Source organism: Bradyrhizobium guangzhouense (assembly GCF_004114955.1).
Taxonomy (GTDB): Bacteria; Pseudomonadota; Alphaproteobacteria; order Rhizobiales; family Xanthobacteraceae; genus Bradyrhizobium; species Bradyrhizobium guangzhouense.
On record NZ_CP030053.1, the window covers coordinates 1,333,604 to 1,349,751 of the forward strand.

The 16,148-nt window shown below is 65.2% G+C and carries 16 protein-coding genes; 10 read left to right on the forward strand and 6 right to left on the reverse strand.

The window, feature by feature from the left end:
* Window positions 1-10 precede the first annotated feature (10 nt).
* The 3 genes from XH91_RS06515 to XH91_RS06525 all read left to right on the forward strand — a co-directional run bounded on the left by XH91_RS06515 (window position 11) and on the right by XH91_RS06525 (window position 1,945).
* Window positions 11-325 (forward strand): DUF2695 domain-containing protein, encoded by a 315-nt coding sequence (locus XH91_RS06515; RefSeq protein ID WP_206733477.1) that lies wholly within the window; start codon window positions 11-13, stop codon window positions 323-325.
* Window positions 326-546: 221 nt separating this feature from the next.
* Complete coding sequence (locus XH91_RS06520) at window positions 547-1,143, forward strand: 5-formyltetrahydrofolate cyclo-ligase (RefSeq protein WP_128949810.1); 597 nt, start codon at window positions 547-549, stop codon at window positions 1,141-1,143.
* Entirely contained in the window at window positions 1,121-1,945 is an 825-nt protein-coding gene (locus XH91_RS06525) for a TIGR00282 family metallophosphoesterase (RefSeq protein ID WP_164933612.1), read from the forward strand. The genes XH91_RS06520 and XH91_RS06525 overlap by 23 nt, the downstream gene beginning before the upstream one ends.
* A gap of 239 nt (window positions 1,946-2,184) precedes the next feature.
* Here XH91_RS06525 and XH91_RS06530 read toward each other — a convergent pair whose 3' ends face one another.
* The 5 genes from XH91_RS06530 to XH91_RS06550 form a co-directional block, all read right to left on the reverse strand.
* Window positions 2,185-3,528 (reverse strand): c-type cytochrome, encoded by a 1,344-nt coding sequence (locus tag XH91_RS06530; RefSeq protein ID WP_128949811.1) that lies wholly within the window; start codon window positions 3,526-3,528, stop codon window positions 2,185-2,187.
* Window positions 3,525-5,690, reverse strand: a complete 2,166-nt coding sequence (locus tag XH91_RS06535; protein WP_164933611.1) for a xanthine dehydrogenase family protein molybdopterin-binding subunit — start codon at window positions 5,688-5,690, stop codon at window positions 3,525-3,527. The genes XH91_RS06530 and XH91_RS06535 overlap by 4 nt, the downstream gene beginning before the upstream one ends.
* 8 nt (window positions 5,691-5,698) lie before the next feature.
* Entirely contained in the window at window positions 5,699-6,163 is a 465-nt protein-coding gene (locus XH91_RS06540; RefSeq protein ID WP_206733476.1) for a (2Fe-2S)-binding protein, read from the reverse strand.
* A gap of 604 nt (window positions 6,164-6,767) precedes the next feature.
* Entirely contained in the window at window positions 6,768-8,192 is a 1,425-nt protein-coding gene (locus tag XH91_RS06545) for a methyl-accepting chemotaxis protein (RefSeq protein WP_128949814.1), read from the reverse strand.
* A 118-nt stretch (window positions 8,193-8,310) separates the two neighbouring features.
* A complete protein-coding gene (locus tag XH91_RS06550; RefSeq protein ID WP_128949815.1) occupies window positions 8,311-10,059 on the reverse strand; it encodes a methyl-accepting chemotaxis protein in 1,749 nt (582 codons plus the stop codon).
* Between the two features lie 209 nt (window positions 10,060-10,268).
* Here XH91_RS06550 and XH91_RS06555 point away from each other — a divergent pair, with 209 nt between their 5' ends.
* The 7 genes from XH91_RS06555 (at window position 10,269) to XH91_RS06585 (ending at window position 15,409) form a co-directional block, all read left to right on the forward strand.
* Window positions 10,269-11,015: a YebC/PmpR family DNA-binding transcriptional regulator gene (locus XH91_RS06555; protein WP_128949816.1), complete on the forward strand. Its 747-nt coding sequence runs from the start codon at window positions 10,269-10,271 to the stop codon at window positions 11,013-11,015.
* Between the two features lie 79 nt (window positions 11,016-11,094).
* On the forward strand, window positions 11,095-11,622 hold the full coding sequence (gene ruvC, locus XH91_RS06560; protein ID WP_128949817.1) for a crossover junction endodeoxyribonuclease RuvC: 528 nt from the start codon (window positions 11,095-11,097) through the stop codon (window positions 11,620-11,622).
* On the forward strand, window positions 11,619-12,236 hold the full coding sequence (gene ruvA / locus XH91_RS06565; protein ID WP_128949818.1) for a Holliday junction branch migration protein RuvA: 618 nt from the start codon (window positions 11,619-11,621) through the stop codon (window positions 12,234-12,236). The genes ruvC and ruvA overlap by 4 nt, the downstream gene beginning before the upstream one ends.
* A complete protein-coding gene (ruvB, locus tag XH91_RS06570; protein ID WP_128949819.1) occupies window positions 12,233-13,291 on the forward strand; it encodes a Holliday junction branch migration DNA helicase RuvB in 1,059 nt (352 codons plus the stop codon). Before ruvA ends, ruvB begins: the two co-directional genes overlap by 4 nt.
* 130 nt (window positions 13,292-13,421) lie before the next feature.
* Window positions 13,422-14,345, forward strand: coding sequence for a metallophosphoesterase (locus XH91_RS06575; protein ID WP_128949820.1), 924 nt, complete (start codon window positions 13,422-13,424; stop codon window positions 14,343-14,345).
* A gap of 68 nt (window positions 14,346-14,413) precedes the next feature.
* Window positions 14,414-14,863 (forward strand): tol-pal system-associated acyl-CoA thioesterase, encoded by a 450-nt coding sequence (gene ybgC / locus XH91_RS06580; RefSeq protein WP_128949821.1) that lies wholly within the window; start codon window positions 14,414-14,416, stop codon window positions 14,861-14,863.
* Between the two features lie 78 nt (window positions 14,864-14,941).
* Window positions 14,942-15,409, forward strand: coding sequence for a nuclear transport factor 2 family protein (locus tag XH91_RS06585; RefSeq protein WP_128949822.1), 468 nt, complete (start codon window positions 14,942-14,944; stop codon window positions 15,407-15,409).
* A gap of 21 nt (window positions 15,410-15,430) precedes the next feature.
* On the opposite strand, the gene XH91_RS06590 is transcribed toward XH91_RS06585, so the two are convergent.
* Complete coding sequence (locus XH91_RS06590) at window positions 15,431-16,138, reverse strand: type 1 glutamine amidotransferase (protein WP_128949823.1); 708 nt, start codon at window positions 16,136-16,138, stop codon at window positions 15,431-15,433.
* Between the last annotated feature and the right edge of the window lie 10 nt (window positions 16,139-16,148).

Sequence of the window (16,148 nt, forward strand, 5' to 3'; positions counted from 1 at the left end):
GGGTGAGTGCGTGTCTAAAGACCCTCGCAAGCAGGTCCTGAAGGCTGCTTGGAAGGCGCGCGAGAAGCAGGACCTCATTGCTTCCCTCCCAATGCCGGGCGCCACCTTGCGTGCGCTGTTCGACCATCTCGACGCAGCTTTTGACGAGAATGGCGCCGTCTGCGACCACACATTGTCTCGTACGCGCGCCTTCCTCTTGGCGCACCGTTTGGAAGAAGCGCGAGTGCTGCCTTGGCTGGCGAACCACGGCGGGTACTGCGACTGCGAGGTACTGTCGAACGTTGAAAACGCAGTGGCCGGCGTCATCGAGCGGGACGAGGACTAGCAAAGCCGCCGCCTCCGTGCCCTTGAGGCACAAGCGGGAATCCCATACTGTTCTGGTTCGTGCCCGTCGAATTGCGTCCCCGACACGCTTGCGGTTCAATTGAGGCTCGGTGTCATGCCGCGGCGTCGAGGTTCTTGCACTGGCGTTTCTGCAATATCGGATCACTCGCTTTCGCGGGTGATGGCTGGCGGAGCAAGACTTCGCCTTCGGGGAAAACGCACATGTCTGCCTCCAAATCCGAACTCCGCGCCAAAGTCCTCGCAGCGCGTGACGCTCTGAGCGAGAAGAAGCGCACCGCTGCCGCGGCAAAGCTCGCCAAGCGCGGACTGCCGTTCAAGATCCTCCCCGGCAGCATCGTCTCCGGCTACTCCCCGATCCGGAGCGAGATCGACCCAATGCCGCTGATGGCGAAGCTCGCCGAGGACGGCGCCAGGCTGGCGCTGCCCTGCGTCACCGCGCGCGGCCAGGCGCTGGTCTTCCGCCTCTTCCATCCGAGCGACCGCCTGATGCTCGGTCCGCTCGGCATTCCCGAGCCGTCGCCGGCGGCCGCCGAGGTCATTCCCGATATCATGCTGACGCCGCTCGCAGCCTTCGATCGTCTCGGCCATCGCATCGGCTATGGTGCGGGGCACTACGACTTCACCTTCGCGCATTTGCGGAAAGCCAAGAACATCGTCGGCATCGGGCTCGCTTTCGCAGCGCAGGAGATCAAGGCGGTTCCGGCACTGGCCCACGACGTGGCCCTGGATTATGTGCTAACGGAATCGGACGTTTTCGATTTCCGGAGTTCTGAAGTTGCGCATTCTCTTCGTGGGTGATGTCGTCGGCCGCAGCGGACGCGATGCCATCGCCGAATATCTCCCCAGCATGGTCAAGGACTGGTCGCTCGATTTCGTCGTCGTCAACGGCGAGAACTCGGCCGGCGGCTTCGGCATTACCGAGACGATCTATCACGAGTTTCTCGAGGCTGGCGCCGATGCGGTGACGCTGGGCAATCACTCCTGGGACCAGCGCGAGGCGCTGGTGTTCATCGAGCGCGCCGAGCGCCTGGTGCGGCCCGCGAACTATCCGCGCGGCACGCCCGGCCGCGGTGCCGCCCTGGTCGAGACCAAGAACGGCAAGCATGCGCTCGTCGTCAACGCGCTGGGCCGCGTCTTCATGACGCCGTTCGACGATCCCTTTGCCGCGCTCGAGCGCGAGCTCGGCGCCTGTCCGCTCGGCGTTGCGGCAGATGCCATCGTCGTCGATTTCCATTGCGAGGCATCCAGCGAGAAGCAGGGCATCGGCTTCTTCTGCGACGGCCGCGCCAGCCTCGTCGTCGGCACGCACACCCATGTGCCGACCGCCGACCACCAGATCCTGTCGGGCGGCACCGCCTACCTGACCGACGCCGGCATGACCGGCGATTACGACTCCATCATCGGCATGCAGAAGGAAGAGCCGCTGCGGCGGTTCACGTCGGGCATTCCGTCGGGACGGTTCGAGCCGGCCTCCGGTATGGCGACGCTCAGCGGTGTCGCGGTCGAGACCGATGATGCGACCGGCCTCGCGCTGAAGATCGCGCCGGTGCGCGTGGGTGGAAGGCTGGAGCCGGCAACGCCGAAATTCTGGTTGAGCTAGCGGCGGCCCGTCATGCTCAGTGTCGTCCCGGCCTTCGCCAGGCCGACACGTGAGATTGACGTGCGACCTCTTCCTTTTCCCCTTGCGGGAGAAGGTGGCGCGAAGCGCCGGATGAGGGGTTGTCTCCACGCACATCATCGAGAGTTGGACTCGCGGAGAGAACCCCTCACCCGGCTTCGCGTTCCGCGAAGCCACCCTCTCCCGCAAGGGGAGAGGGTGCAGCCGCGCTCGCCGCGCGACTACTCGGCCGTCTGCTCCCTCAGCTCCGCGACATCCTTCGCCGTCAGCTTCGAGCCCTTGGTGCCGAACCGCGCCGTGACATAGTTCGCCACCGCCGCGATCTCGTCGTCGGTGTAGGCATTGCCGAACGCCGGCATCGACAAGGCACCGTCAGGTGTATGTCGCTTGGTGCCCGAGATCACGATCTGCGCGACATTGGTGGCGGCGGGGTCGTTGACGGCCCAGGTGCCGGTTAGCGTTGCCATCGGCGAGACCGGGCTCTCGCCGCTCCAGCCGTGGCAGCTGGCGCAGGCGCTGGCGAACACTTTTTTGCCGCGTGCGTCCGCTGTCACGCCGTCCTTATGCGAGGCGGGCGCGACTGGCGCAGTGGTGGCCGGCAGGTCCGGCGAGGAGACCGGCGGCACGCTGCGCAAGTAAGCAACGATGGACCGGATGTCTTCGGGCGCGAACTGGCTGAAGCTGTGGTCGACGGCTTCGCCCATCGGACCCGAGGCCGAGCCGTGACCCGGCGCGTGGCCGAGCGACAGATACGAGATCAGATCCTGATCGCTCCAATTGCCAAGGCCCGTCGCCTTGTCCGAGGAGATGTTGAAGGCGTGCCAGCCGGCGGTGATGGCGCCGGCGAACTTCTTGCGGTTGTCGAGCGCGAAGCCGAGATTGCGCGGCGTATGACACTCGCCGCAATGGGCCAGCGCTTCCGCCAGATACGCACCTCGGTTCCACTCCGGGCTCTTCGACGTGTCAGGCGCAAAGCGCGTGTCCGGATTGAACACGGCCGACCAGAACATCATCGCCCAGCGCTGGTTGAACGGGAACGCCAGCGTGTTGTCGGGCGCCTTCGCGCGCACCGCCGGCAGGCTGAACAGATAGGCCTTCACCGCCAGTACGTCCTCGTCGCTCATATAGGTGTAGGACGTGTAGGGCATGGCAGGATAGAGCCGTGCGCCGTCATGGCGCTTGCCGCGCTGGACCGCGTTGAGGAAATCCTGGTCGCTGTAATTGCCGATGCCGGTGTCCTTGTCCGGCGTGATGTTGGTGGAATACAGCGTGCCGAACGGCAGCTTGAACGCAAGCCCGCCGGAGTACTGCTTCTCGCCTGGCTTGGTGTGGCAGACCATGCAGTCGGCCGCCTTCGCCAGATATTCGCCGCGCTCGATCAGGCTCGCCTTTTCGAGCTTGGCCGGCACGCCCGCGGGCTTGCCGGCGCGATAATCGGCCAGCGCGACCTTCGTGCCCCCGGCAAAATCGAGCGGGCCGGGTCCGCGGATGATGAAGACGCCGATCCCCACCACGACGATGGCAATCACGACGAGGCCTGCAAGGATACGCATTGTCCGGCTCATGCCTTCTTCCCCACGGCCAGCAGTTTCCGATCGATCGGCAGACGCCGCAGCGTGACGCCGGTTGCGGCAAGAATCGCATTGCGCAGCGCCGGCGGGCCGGCGTTGACGCCGGCCTCGCCGATGCCGCCGGGCGCTTCGCCACTCCTGACCACGGTCACGTCTATCTTCGGCGTCTCGTTAATGCGCATCATGCGGTAGTCGTGGAAGTTCGACTGCTGCACGCGGCCCTTGTCGATGGTGATCTCGCCATAGAGCGCGGCGGTGAGGCCGAAGATCAGGCCGCCCTCGATCTGCGCCTTCACCGTATCGGGGTTGACGGCGATGCCGGTGTCGACGACCGAAGTAACGCGGCGGAGCACGATCTCGCCGATGTCGTCGATCTCGGCCTCCACCACGGTCGCGATGAAGCTCGCGAAGGACGGCTGCACGCAGACGCCGCGGCCTACGCGCGGCGGCAGCTTCTCGCCCCAGCCGGACTTTTCGGCGACTTGATTGAGGACCGCGAGCATGCGCGGGTTCTTGGTCAGCATGGCCCGGCGGAATTCGATCGGATCCTTGCCGGCCTTGCGCGCCAGCTCGTCCATCGCGCATTCGACCGCGAACACATTGTTGTTCGGACCGACGCCGCGCCAGAAGCCTGTGGGCACCGCCGGCGGCTCGGCGCGGACATATTCGACATGGAAATTGGCGAAGTCGTAGGGCGCGTCGACCGCGGCATCGACCGCGTCGATGTCGATGCCCTTCTGGAACGCCGGCGGCAGCCAGCGTGCCAGCACCGCGGAGCCTGCGACCTTGTACTTCCAGCCGGCGACCTTGCCGTCGACCAGCGACGCCGTGATCTGGTCGCGATAGACAGGGCGGTAGACATCGTGCTGGATGTCCTCCTCGCGGGTCCAGATCACCTTGACGGGATAGTCGACCTGCTTTGCGATTCTGACCGCCGCGACCACCATGTCGGGCTCGAGCTTGCGGCCAAAACCGCCGCCGAGCAGATGCTGGTTGACGATCACCTTGTCGACGGAAACGCCGGCGGCCTTGGCCGCCTCGGACTGCACGCGAGTCATGATCTGTGTGCCGGTCCAGATCTCGCAGGAGTCTTTTGTCAGCCGCACGGTGGCGTTAATCGGTTCCATCGAGGCATGGGCCAAAAACGGTAGCTCGTAAGCCGCCTCGAACCTGTCGCCGCTGGCGAGCGCCTTGGCGATGTCGCCGGTGGATTTCGCCACCGCACCGTCCTTCGCGCTGGCATCGCGCAGGTTCTGCCAAATGTCTTGTGTCGTGATCTTGGCGTTGGGCCCCTCGTTCCATTCGATCTCGAGCGCTTCGAGACCTTTCTTCGCCGCCCACATGTGGTCGCCGATCACGGCGACGGCGTCGTCGAGCACGACGATTTTGCGCACGCCGGCCACCTTCATCGCCGCGCTGTCGCCGACCTTGCCGACCTTGCCGCCGAACACGGGGCAGTTGGCGATCGCCGCGATCTTCATGTCGGGCAGGATCGCGTCGATGCCGTAGAGTGCCTTGCCGTTGACCTTGTCGGGCGTATCCAGCCGCTTCAGCGGCTGACCAATGAGAACGAAATCCTTGGGATCCTTGACCGCGACGTCTTTCGGCGGCGTCTGGCCCTGCGCGGCGAGCGCGATCTCGCCATAGCCGAGCTTGCGGCCGCTCGCGGCATGGGTCACTTCGCCCTTCGATGCCGTGCAGCTCGCGGGCTCCACGCCCCATTGGCTGGCCGCGGCTTGTATCAACATTGCGCGTGCGGTCGCACCCGCCTTGCGCAGTGGCAGCCACCAGGCCCGAATCGAGTTCGAATTGCCTGTCACCTGCAAGCCGAAGGTGGGGTTGGCGTAGAGCTTGTCGTTGGGCGGCGCGTGCTGCACCTCGACCTTGCTCCAGTCGGCATCGAGCTCTTCGGCGATCACCGCCGAGATCGAGGTGTAGGTGCCCTGGCCCATCTCGACCTGCGGCATCATCAGCACCGTGCGGCCGGTCTCGTCGATGCGGATGAAGGCGTTGGGCGCGAACTTGCCGTCGGTCGTGTCCTTCTGCACCGGTTCGTTGGGAGCGGCGCGCAGCGGCAGATGGAAGGCGAGCAGGACGCCGGTGGCGAGGCCGCCGGTCAGAAGCGTGCGGCGGGAGACGCCGTTCTGTGCATTCATGGCGGACCTCACGACTGACGGCCGGAGGCAGCGAGCTTGATGGCCTCGCGGATGCGCACGTAAGTGCCGCAGCGGCAGATGTTCCCGGCCATTGCCGCATCGATATCGGCATCGTCGGGGTTGGGCGTTGCCGCCAGCAGCGCCGCGGCCGACATGATCTGGCCGGACTGGCAATAGCCGCACTGGATCACTTCGGCATCCAGCCAGGCCTTCTGCACCTTCGCACCCGACGGTGTGCTGCCGACATGCTCGATCGTGGTGATGGCGCGATTTGCGACGGTACTGATCGGCAGCACGCAGGAGCGCACCGCCTTGCCATCGACATGCACGGTGCAGGCGCCGCACTGCGCGATGCCGCAGCCGAACTTGGTGCCGGTCATTCCCAGGATGTCGCGCAGCACCCACAGCAGCGGCATTTCCGCTGGCGCCTCGAAGGATTTCGTTTTGCCGTTGATGGTGAGAGTCGTTGCCATATGCATTCCCTTCTTCGCCAGATCGCTGACGGCGATCGCATCGGCGAAAATTTCGCGCGACCATAATCATACCGATGCGAAACGATGAAGCTTTCAAATTCGCAGCAATGCATATCTGCGCATGCGAAGCGTCAGGCCATGACGTTCACGAATTTGTGCGGCGATCCGTGCGGCAGTTTTGGGCTAATTGATATGATCAGCGTCATGTTTTGACGCTTTTTCGTCATGCGCGCCGTCGATCGCTGCAGACAATCGTGCGAACGCGCAAAATCATGCGATGACGAAACTCGTGCGATTGGGAAAACGGAGCGACGGCAGTAGACACGGACATGTTGGGGTGAGGCGTCTCTATCCGCGTACGATCCTCTCATTCTCGAGCAGTTCTACCCGCGGAGACATACCCCTCATCCGGCGCTACGCGCCACCTTCTCCCACAAGGGGAGAAGGAAGAGGAGTGAATGGCTATTTCGGAATAATAGCATTATGCGCCTGTTTTGCCCGACGGGTCAAGCCTTCAACAGGCGCCTCTAGCGTGACGAGGCGAAAAGGCGTTGATTTCCCGGCGCCCGTCTACTGTGCATGGGGTTGTTTTCGAGATTTGACTCTAGCTTTGCCGAAAGCCCATCCGGAACGCGCCCCAGTGCCTGCCGCGGATCATGATCGGGGACGACAGGTCCTTCATCAGCACGAACTGCCCGCCGCCCATGTCGCGGCGATAGGTTTGCAGCAGGAACGGTTTCGTGTTGGCCGCGACCTTCTTGACCGCGCGATCGGTGAACAGGCGGCGGTTGCGGCAATTGGCGTTGTTCCAGACGGGGTCCTTGCCTTGCGGCAGGCGGTAGTTCGGATTGTGCGTCGGAAGGTAGCCGCCCTTGGCCCAGGCGACGCAGAACACGATGCGAGGGTCGGACTTCTGGATCGGGTCCTGGATCGCGGGCAGCACGCGATCGGTGAAGTCGACATAGGCGGTGGTGTACTGCTTGGGATCGGTGCCTGATATCTCCCGGTAGTGCTCGTCCATGAGCTGGTCGAGCGTGATCTCGCCGCGGCCGATCGCGGCCTCGAACTCGGCCGAGATCCGCTTGGCGGTGTCGACGACGACCCGGATCAGCGGCGCATCCGAGGTCTCGACGCCGCTGTCGGCGATCAGCGCGATCAGGTCCTCGGAGGTGTCGAGCAGCTTCGTCACCCGCTGGTCCGCGCTCTTGAGGTCGCGTGAGGACAGGTCGACGCCCTTGGCGAGCTCGTTGAGCTCGTTGATGACGGTGTCGCAATGGCCGAGATTGGAGGTCGCCGCGCGCGTGACGCTGTCGATCTCGGCCTCCACCGAGGCAAAGCCCTGCTGGACGCGCGAGATGATGCCGGAGATCGCTTGCGCGCCTTCGCCCGCGGTCTTGGCACGCTGCGAGGCGTCGCTGCTCTCGCCGATCAGACCTTCGATCTGGCCGTCGAGATCGCGCACGGTGTCGGAGATCTGGTGCGTGGCCTGGCGCGTCGCCTCGGCGAGGTTCTTGACCTCGCTCGCGACCACGGCGAATCCGCGTCCCGCATTGCCGGCCCGCGCGGCCTCGATGGTCGCGTTGAGCGCGAGCAGATTGGTCTGCTTGGCGATCGCCTCGATCGAGCCGGAGACTTTTGCCACCTGCGCCAGCGCGGATCCGACGGCGCTGAGGCGCGCCTCGATCCGCTCGACGGCCGCGACGAGTTCGGAGATGTGGCTGACCGCGGTATCGACCGCGCTGCGCGACTGCGCGATCTCGCCGACGGCGGCCGACGTGGTCGACTGCACCGCCTGCGAGGCATTGGCGATGTCGTGGTTGGCGGAGACCATGGTCTCTGCCGTCTTCTGCAAATGGTGGAACCGCTCCGACTGGTTGGCAACGCGGTGCGCGACCTCCTGGACGTTGCCGGCGATGTCGGCAAGCTCGACGCCGAGGCCGCCGATGCGGTCGGCGAGCTGGTCGATCAGCCGTTCGGCGAGCGTCCGGTTCGATCCGGTGTCGAGCACTGCAATCTGTGCAAGGGACATGTTACGGCTTTCTCCAATCGGAGCCGTTCGCCGGCCCTCCGCGGCATTCCCATTCCAGGTTCAAGCTTACAGGATGATTCGCGCGCCCCGTCTTGCCCGAGAGCGCACGAGAGGCGCCCTAGAGCTTGTAAGCGGTGCGAAATCCACCCCAGTGCCGGCCCTGCACGCGGATCGGGACGTCGATCTCGCGCATCATCACGGTGTTGCCGTTGCCCATGTCGCGCGCATAGCTCTGGATCAGGTACGAGCGCTGGTTGTGCGCGGCCGCCAACCCCGCCGGATCGTTGAAGATGCGGCGGTTGCGGCAATTGGCCGTGTTCCAGGCGACATCGCCCGGACGCTGCGGATGCGAATAGATCTTGTTGTGAACCGGCAGGAAGCCGTTGCGGTCGACCATGGCGCAGAACGCCATGCGCGGTTCCTTGGCGAGAAAGGTTTCCTGGAACGGCGGCAGCGCGCGGTCGGCCCAGTCGAGATAGCGTGTCCGGTATTGCTGCGGATTGGTGCCTGATATCTCGGCGTAATCGGTATCGAAGAGGTCGTCCATCCTGACCTCGCCGCGGGCGACGGCCTGCTCGAAGATCTTTGTCAGCGCGTTGCCGGCCTCCATCGCGCGGGTGACGAACTCGGTGTTCTCCTCGTGGATCGACCAGAGCTTGTCTTCGATCTTTTCGCGCAAGCCCGCATTGGGGCTGACGAATTGCGTGCGGGCGCCGGCCTTGGATTGCTCGATCACGCGCAGGCGGCAGGCGCCGATATCTTCGAGGGTGCCGTCGACGATCGTCTGCGGCGCGAGCCGGCTTGCTTCCGCGCCGCCGATCAACACGCCGTCCATCGCGATTTCGTAGACCGGCAGCACGCCGCGCACGCTCTCGAATTTGAGATGGCACGGCAGCCGTTCGGTCTTGCGGCGATCGTCGTGCTCGCTCTGCTTGAGCAGCACCGCACAGCGCGATTTCAGCTTCTGTGCAAAGGTCGTCACGGCCTTGCCGGCGCTGGCGACGTTTTCGCCATGGGTCTCGGCCGCCTTGGTCGCCGCGTCGATCTCGGCCGCGCTCTCGCCGACCGCAATGATGAATTGCGATGCGCTGCTCGCGTTGCCGGAGACCTCGCTGGTGGTGGCGTTCTGCTCGGCCACCGCGCCGTTGACGGTGTCGAACACCGGGCGGATCGCCTCGATCGCCTGCGAGATCCGGTGCACCGCATCCGCGGAACCGGCGGCATCGCGCTGGAGCGCGTCGATCTTCTTGGAGATCTCTTCCGTCGCGCTCTGGGTCTGCACCGCCAGCGCCTTCACTTCGGTGGCGACGACCGCGAAACCCTTGCCGGCGGCGCCGGCGCGCGCGGCTTCGATCGTGGAGTTGAGTGCGAGCAGCGTGGTCTGCCGCGCGATCTGGGCGATCAGGTTGACGACGTTGCCGATCGCAGCGGAGGATTCGCGCAGGCGGTCGACGTTTTCGCGCGCTTCCTGCGCCGCGGCGCTGGCCTGATCGGCGAGCTTGCCGGCCTCGCGGACCTGCGCGCCGATCCCCTGCGCCGATTGGGTGAACTTGTCGGCGGCATGGGCAAAGCCCGAAGCGTTGGACTGCGCGGCATTGGTCCGCCCGGTCAGCGCGTCGGTGCGCTGGCGGATATCGGCGAGCGTGGCCGCGGTCGCCTCGGCCCCGCCTGCCACCGAATTGGCGGCACGCTCGAGTTGGCGGATCATCGCGCCGAGCTCGAGTTCCAGCAGTTCCAGGATCTCCCGGGCCGAATCGACCTCGACCGCCGGAGCGGGCGCGGACTGGGCCGCCGGCTGCACCGCTTGCGGAGCTGCCATCGGCGTGGCCGGGTCCGGCACGCGCTTCCGGAAAAATGCGAACGCCATGGGGTCTACTCTTGTGGGAAGATGGGCGGACGCTATTTTCGCTGGTCGGAATGAAATCAGGGTTAACGGTGCCTGACTTCTGGGCACAGGCCTCTACGATCTTACCTTAAAGTATGAGAAGCTCTTTCATTCCGGTGGGTTGGCGGCCTATAAGGCCGCGCTTCCCCACGCTCACCTTTGACGCACGATTCCCCAGAAGAAGATCACGCATGGCCGGACATTCCCAATTCAAGAACATCATGCACCGCAAGGGGCGGCAGGATGCCCAGAAGTCGAAGCTGTTCGGCAAGCTGGCGCGGGAAATCACCGTCGCCGCCAAGCTCGGCACGCCCGACCCCGCCATGAACCCCCGCCTGCGCGCTGCCGTGATCGCGGCGCGGCAGGAGAACATGCCGAAGGACAATATCGAGCGCGCCATCAAGAAGGCGCTCGGCAGCGATGGCGAGAACTATGACGAGATCCGCTACGAGGGCTACGGCCCCGGCGGGGTCGCCGTCATCGTCGAGGCCCTGACCGACAACCGCAACCGCGCCGCCTCCGACATCCGCTCGTTCTTCACCAAATCCGGCGGCAATCTCGGCGAAACCGGCTCGGTGTCCTTCATGTTCGATCGCACCGGCATCATCGAATACGACCGCGGCGTTGCCGATGACGATTCGGTGCTCGATGCCGCGATCGAGGCCGGCGCCGACGATGTGGTCTCCGGCGAAGGCGGCCACGAAATCTACGCCTCGACCGAAAGCTATCGCGACGTCGCCAAGGCGCTGGAAGCCAAGTTCGGCGAGCCGCGCAAGGCCGCGCTGATCTGGAAACCACAGAACACGGTCGCGGTCGACGACGAGACCGGCGAGAAGCTCTTGAAGCTGATGGACCTGCTCAACGAGCACGACGACGTCCAGCAAGTGTACGCCAATTTCGAGATATCGGACGCGCTGGTCGCGAAGATGGGCGGGTAGGGGCGCTGGGCGCCTTTCCCCAGGGGACTTCTGTTCTGTTTCTGTTTCGCTATCATGGGCCAACCGCTATCACTGGCCCATGACCGCGCTCCCGATTCGCCAACCCGTCCGCATCATCGGCATCGACCCCGGCCTGCGCCGCACCGGCTGGGGCGTGATCGAGGCCGAAGGCAACCGCTTGATCTATGTCGCCTGCGGTTCGGTGGAACCGCCGGACAATTTGCCGCTGTCGAGCCGGCTATTGGCGATCCACGAGGGGCTCGCGGCCATTCTCTCCAGCCACCAGCCGATGGAAGCTGCGGTCGAGCAGACCTTTGTGAACAAGGACGGCGTTGCGACGCTGAAACTCGGCCAGGCCCGGGGCGTCGCCATGCTGGCGCCCGCAATGTTCGGCATTTCCGTCGCCGAATACGCGCCGAACCAGGTGAAGAAGACGGTGGTCGGCGCCGGCCATGCCGACAAACAGCAAGTCGCGATGATGCTGAAGATCCTGTTGCCCAAGGCCGAGCCGCCGTCAGCGGACGCCGCCGATGCGCTCGCCATCGCCATCACACACGCCCATCACCGCCAGAGCACGGCGCTGCGGCTGAAGGTGGCGGGACTATGATCGGCAAGCTCAAGGGCCTGATCGATTCCTACGGCGAGGATTTTGTCATCCTCGACGTCGGCGGCGTCGGCTATCAGGTGCATTGCTCGTCTCGCACTCTGCAGCATTTGCCGTCGCCGGGCGAAGCGGCCGTGTTGTCGATCGAGACCTATGTCCGCGAGGACCAGATCAAGCTGTTCGGCTTCCGCACCGACCAGGAGCGCGAATGGTTTCGCCTGCTGCAGACCGTGCAGGGCGTCGGCGCCAAGGTCGCGCTCGCGGTGCTTGGCACGCTGGCGCCGGCCGATCTCGCCAACGCCATTGCGCTGCGCGACAAGGCCGCGGTGGCGCGCACGCCCGGCGTCGGGCCCAAGGTCGCCGAGCGCATCGTCACCGAATTGAAGGACAAGGCGCCGGCCTTCGCCAATGTCGATCCGGCCATCGTGCATCTCGCCGGCGCCGTCGACGACCAGCGCGCGCCGCGCCCCGTTGCGGACGCGATCTCCGCGCTGGTCAATCTCGGTTACGGCCAGCCGCAGGCAGCCGCGGCGATCGCATCGGCATCGCGCAGCGCGGGCGAGAACGCCGAAACGGCGCAGCTCATTCGCCTCGGTCTGAAGGAGCTCTCGAAGTGAGCGATCCCAAGGCCAACCGCATGGTTTCGCCCGAGCGCCGCAGCGACGATGTCGGCGACACTGCGCTGCGTCCGCAATCGCTGTCCGACTTCGTCGGCCAGCAGCAGGCGCGCAAGAACCTCTCGATTTTCATCGAGGCGGCGCGCAAGCGCGGCGAGGCGCTGGATCACGTGCTGTTCGTTGGTCCGCCCGGTCTCGGCAAGACCACGCTGGCGCAGATCGTGGCGAAAGAACTCGGCGTCGGCTTTCGCGCAACGTCGGGTCCTGTCATCGCCAAGGCCGGCGATCTCGCCGCATTGCTGACCAATCTCGAAGAGCGCGACGTGCTCTTCATCGACGAGATCCATCGCCTCAGCCCTGCGGTGGAAGAGGTGCTCTATCCAGCGATGGAGGACTTTCAGCTCGACCTCATCATCGGCGAGGGACCAGCGGCGCGTTCGGTGAAGATCGAGCTGTCGAAATTCACTCTCGTCGGCGCCACCACGCGCGCCGGCCTGCTCACCAATCCCTTGCGCGATCGCTTCGGCATTCCGATCCGCCTCAACTTCTACACGATCGAAGAGCTGGAGAGCATCGTCACCCGCGGCGCGCGCGTGCTCAATGTCGGCATGAGCGCTGATGGCGCCAACGAGATCGCGCGCCGCGCTCGCGGCACGCCGCGCATTGCCGGCCGCCTGTTGCGCCGCGTGCGCGATTTCGCCTCCGCCGCCAACGCCGACAAGATCGACCGCAAGATCGCCGACCATGCGCTCAGTGCGCTCGAGGTCGACGCTGCCGGCCTCGATGCCATGGACCGTCGTTACCTCACGACCATCGCGACGAATTATGGTGGCGGCCCGGTCGGTGTCGAGACGATGGCGGCCGCATTGTCTGAGCCGCGCGATGCGATCGAGGACATCATCGAGCCGTATCTGATCCAGTGCGGCTATTTGCAGCGCACCCCGCGCGGCCGGCTGCTCACCTCACACGCCTTTCGCCACCTGGGCATCGCCGAGCCATCGCGCGATGCTGCGGCCCAGTTTGGCCTGTTCGGCACGGACGAGAGCGACGAGTAATTTGCGCTGACGCGCTTTGCTCTGGTCGTCATGAACTTTCGGTAATCTCTGTGCAGATGATCTGCACAAGCGCACCCCAATTTCGCTCTATTCAAGCCGCATCACGAAAGCGCATCAGCAGCAGGCTTGCATGATCTCTCGGCGTCATCTCATCCGTTCCGTCGGAGGCCTTTCGGCACTCGGCATCTCGACGGCCGCCTACGGCGTCGGCGTCGAGCCGGAGCTGCGGCCGCGCATCACCCGCTATCGTCCGGCCCCGCGACAATGGCCTGCGGACTTGCCGCTCAAGATCGCCGTGATCGCCGACATCCACGCCTGCGATCCCTGGATGTCGCTGGAGCGGATCGAGGCCATTGTCGACCAGGCCAACGCACTCAAGCCCGATCTCATCGCTCTGCTCGGCGACTACGTCGCCGGCCACCACCACGTCACGCGCATCATCCCGGCCGCTGAGTGGGCGAGGGTGCTGGCTGGCCTGAAGGCGCCGCTCGGTGTCCATGCCGTCATGGGCAACCATGACTATTGGGACGACAAGGTCGTGCAGCGCGCCGGGCACGGGCCGACGGTCGCCCATCGGGCGCTGGAGTCGGCCGGCATTCCCGTTTACGAGAACGATGTTGCGCGTCTCACCAAGGATGGCCGCTCGTTCTGGCTTGCGGGCCTCGGCGATCAGCTCGCTTATGTTGCTGGCCCGCGCTATGGCCATGCGAGGAGTTTCGGAGCCGACGATCTCAATGCGACGCTGGCAAAGATCACCGACGACGCGCCGATCATTCTTCTCGCGCATGAGCCCTATATCGCGACGCGCGTACCCGCACGCGTTGCGCTGCAGCTGTCCGGTCACACCCATGGCGGACAGGTCCGCTTGCTCGGTTGGTCCCCGGCGCTTCCGCGGCAGCATGGCGTTCCGCTCGTCTATGGCCATCTGCGGCTGAAATGCGACGTCGTCATCTCCGGCGGCCTGGGTTGCAGCATCATCCCGGTCCGCGTCGGCGTGCCGCCGGAGATCGTCGAGGTGACGCTGGGGCGGGCGCCGGCGGCAACCGTGTCCTAGCCGCGCTTGCGCCGCCGGCCGTTTTTGCGCAAAACGGAGCCGTAGCGACAAGCGAAGAGGCTCGCGACGTGACAGCTCATCTCGACGGCGAGATCCGCGACGGCCGCCACCACATGCAGGTCCGCGTCTATTACGAGGACACGGATTTCTCCGGCATCGTCTATCACGCCAATTATCTGCGCTACATGGAGCGCGGGCGCACAAATCATTTGCGGCTGATGGGCGCCGAGCAGCAGGCGCTGTTCGACCAGCCCGAGGTGGAAGGCGCCGGCTTCGCCTTCGTCGTGCGCTCGATGCATCTCGATTTCCTCAAGCCCGCCCGGATGGACGATGTGCTCGATGTCGTGACCTGGCCGGTCGCGGTGAAGGGGGCATCGATCATGCTGGCGCAGGAGGTGCGACGTGGTGAGGACGTGCTGGTCAAGGCGGAGGTGCGTGTCGCCTTCATCAGCGGCGGCCGCGCGCAGCCGATCCCGAAATCGATCCGCACGCTGATGAAGGCCGATCTGATTTCGTGATCGGGCGATAGGGGATCGCCTCTCGACTCCATCGCGTGCAGGGATAGATTGCGGCCTCAATCAACCGATGAGGCCCCCATGTCGCGCCCGCCGCTTCCGCCCTTTACCCGCGAGACCGCCGCGCAAAAGGCGCGCATGGCCGAGGATGCCTGGAATTCGCGCGATCCGGTGCGCGTCTCGCTCGCCTATACCGAGGACAGCCGCTGGCGCAATCGCTCTGAGGTGTTCCAGGGTCGCGAGGCCATCGTCGCCTTCCTCACCCGCAAATGGGAGAAGGAGCAGGACTATCGCCTGATCAAGGATCTCTGGGCCTTCGACGAGAACCGCATCGCGGTGCGCTTCCAGTACGAATGGCGCGACGCCAGCGGCCAGTGGTATCGCTCCTACGGCAACGAGCAGTGGGAGTTCGACGAGCACGGCCTGATGCGGCGGCGAGAGGCCTCGATCAACGACATCGCGATTGCGGAGAAGGATCGCCGGTTTCACTGGGCCGCGCCAGGGCCGCGGCCGGCGGATGTGCCGGGGCTGGGGACGGACCCGTTCTGAATTGCATTGCGAGCTTCGTAGCTAGGTGCGCCTCGCCAGAAACCTCGCAATCGCCCCACCTAGCTTGGCGCTATCCATCGGCTCCGCCAGCGACGCTCTTGCCGTCGCAACAACATCCTCCGGCGCCTTGCCGTCGCGCAGGTCGCAGCAGACTTGTGCAAACTCCGCGTCGAACTCCGGATGTGGCTGCACAGTCAGTGTCGCGCCGTTGGCGTAGAGCAGGCCGGCATGCGGGGTGAATTCCGACGAGAGAATCGTCAGCGCGTCGTCAGGCGCTTCGATCACCTGGTCTTGATGCGAGCATGCAATCGCGACCGCTTCGCCCTCGACGACGCCATTCTCCGGCAGCACCTGATAAACGTGCCGGCCGATGCCCCAGCCCTTGTCCGACTTTCGCACGGTGCCACCGAGCGCCTGCGCGATCAGCTGATGGCCGAAGCAGACACCCACCATCGGTGTCCTGTTGGCATAGGCGGTGCGCACGAAATCTTCCAGCGGCGCGATCCAGTCGAGCCCGTCATAGACGCCGGCAGCAGCCCCCGTGATCAGAACGGCTTCGAGCTTGCGCGGGTCGGGTAGCGCATCGCCATTCGGGATGCTGACGACGTCAACGGTGGCCGTCGGATCCTCGGCGCGGACCATGCGCGCGAACATGTCCGGAAAGGAGCCGTGCTGCTCGCGATATTTTGGCGGGACCTGCCCGGTTTCGATAATGGTGATGCGTGCCATGTGCCCCTCG

Excerpts from the sequence above, each read along its gene's own strand:
- ruvC (WP_128949817.1), top strand. The coding sequence starts at position 11,095 with ATGACCGCGCTCCCGATTCGCCAACCCGTCCGCATCATCGGCATCGAC.
- XH91_RS06555 (WP_128949816.1), top strand. The coding sequence starts at position 10,269 with ATGGCCGGACATTCCCAATTCAAGAACATCATGCACCGCAAGGGGCGG.
- XH91_RS06535 (WP_164933611.1), bottom strand. The coding sequence starts at position 5,690 with ATGAATGCACAGAACGGCGTCTCCCGCCGCACGCTTCTGACCGGCGGC.
- XH91_RS06550 (WP_128949815.1), bottom strand. The coding sequence starts at position 10,059 with ATGGCGTTCGCATTTTTCCGGAAGCGCGTGCCGGACCCGGCCACGCCG.
- XH91_RS06575 (WP_128949820.1), top strand. The coding sequence starts at position 13,422 with ATGATCTCTCGGCGTCATCTCATCCGTTCCGTCGGAGGCCTTTCGGCA.
- XH91_RS06545 (WP_128949814.1), bottom strand. The coding sequence starts at position 8,192 with ATGTCCCTTGCACAGATTGCAGTGCTCGACACCGGATCGAACCGGACG.
- XH91_RS06540 (WP_206733476.1), bottom strand. The coding sequence starts at position 6,163 with ATGGCAACGACTCTCACCATCAACGGCAAAACGAAATCCTTCGAGGCG.
- XH91_RS06585 (WP_128949822.1), top strand. The coding sequence starts at position 14,942 with ATGTCGCGCCCGCCGCTTCCGCCCTTTACCCGCGAGACCGCCGCGCAA.
- ruvA (WP_128949818.1), top strand. The coding sequence starts at position 11,619 with ATGATCGGCAAGCTCAAGGGCCTGATCGATTCCTACGGCGAGGATTTT.
- XH91_RS06590 (WP_128949823.1), bottom strand. The coding sequence starts at position 16,138 with ATGGCACGCATCACCATTATCGAAACCGGGCAGGTCCCGCCAAAATAT.
- XH91_RS06530 (WP_128949811.1), bottom strand. The coding sequence starts at position 3,528 with ATGAGCCGGACAATGCGTATCCTTGCAGGCCTCGTCGTGATTGCCATC.
- XH91_RS06520 (WP_128949810.1), top strand. The coding sequence starts at position 547 with ATGTCTGCCTCCAAATCCGAACTCCGCGCCAAAGTCCTCGCAGCGCGT.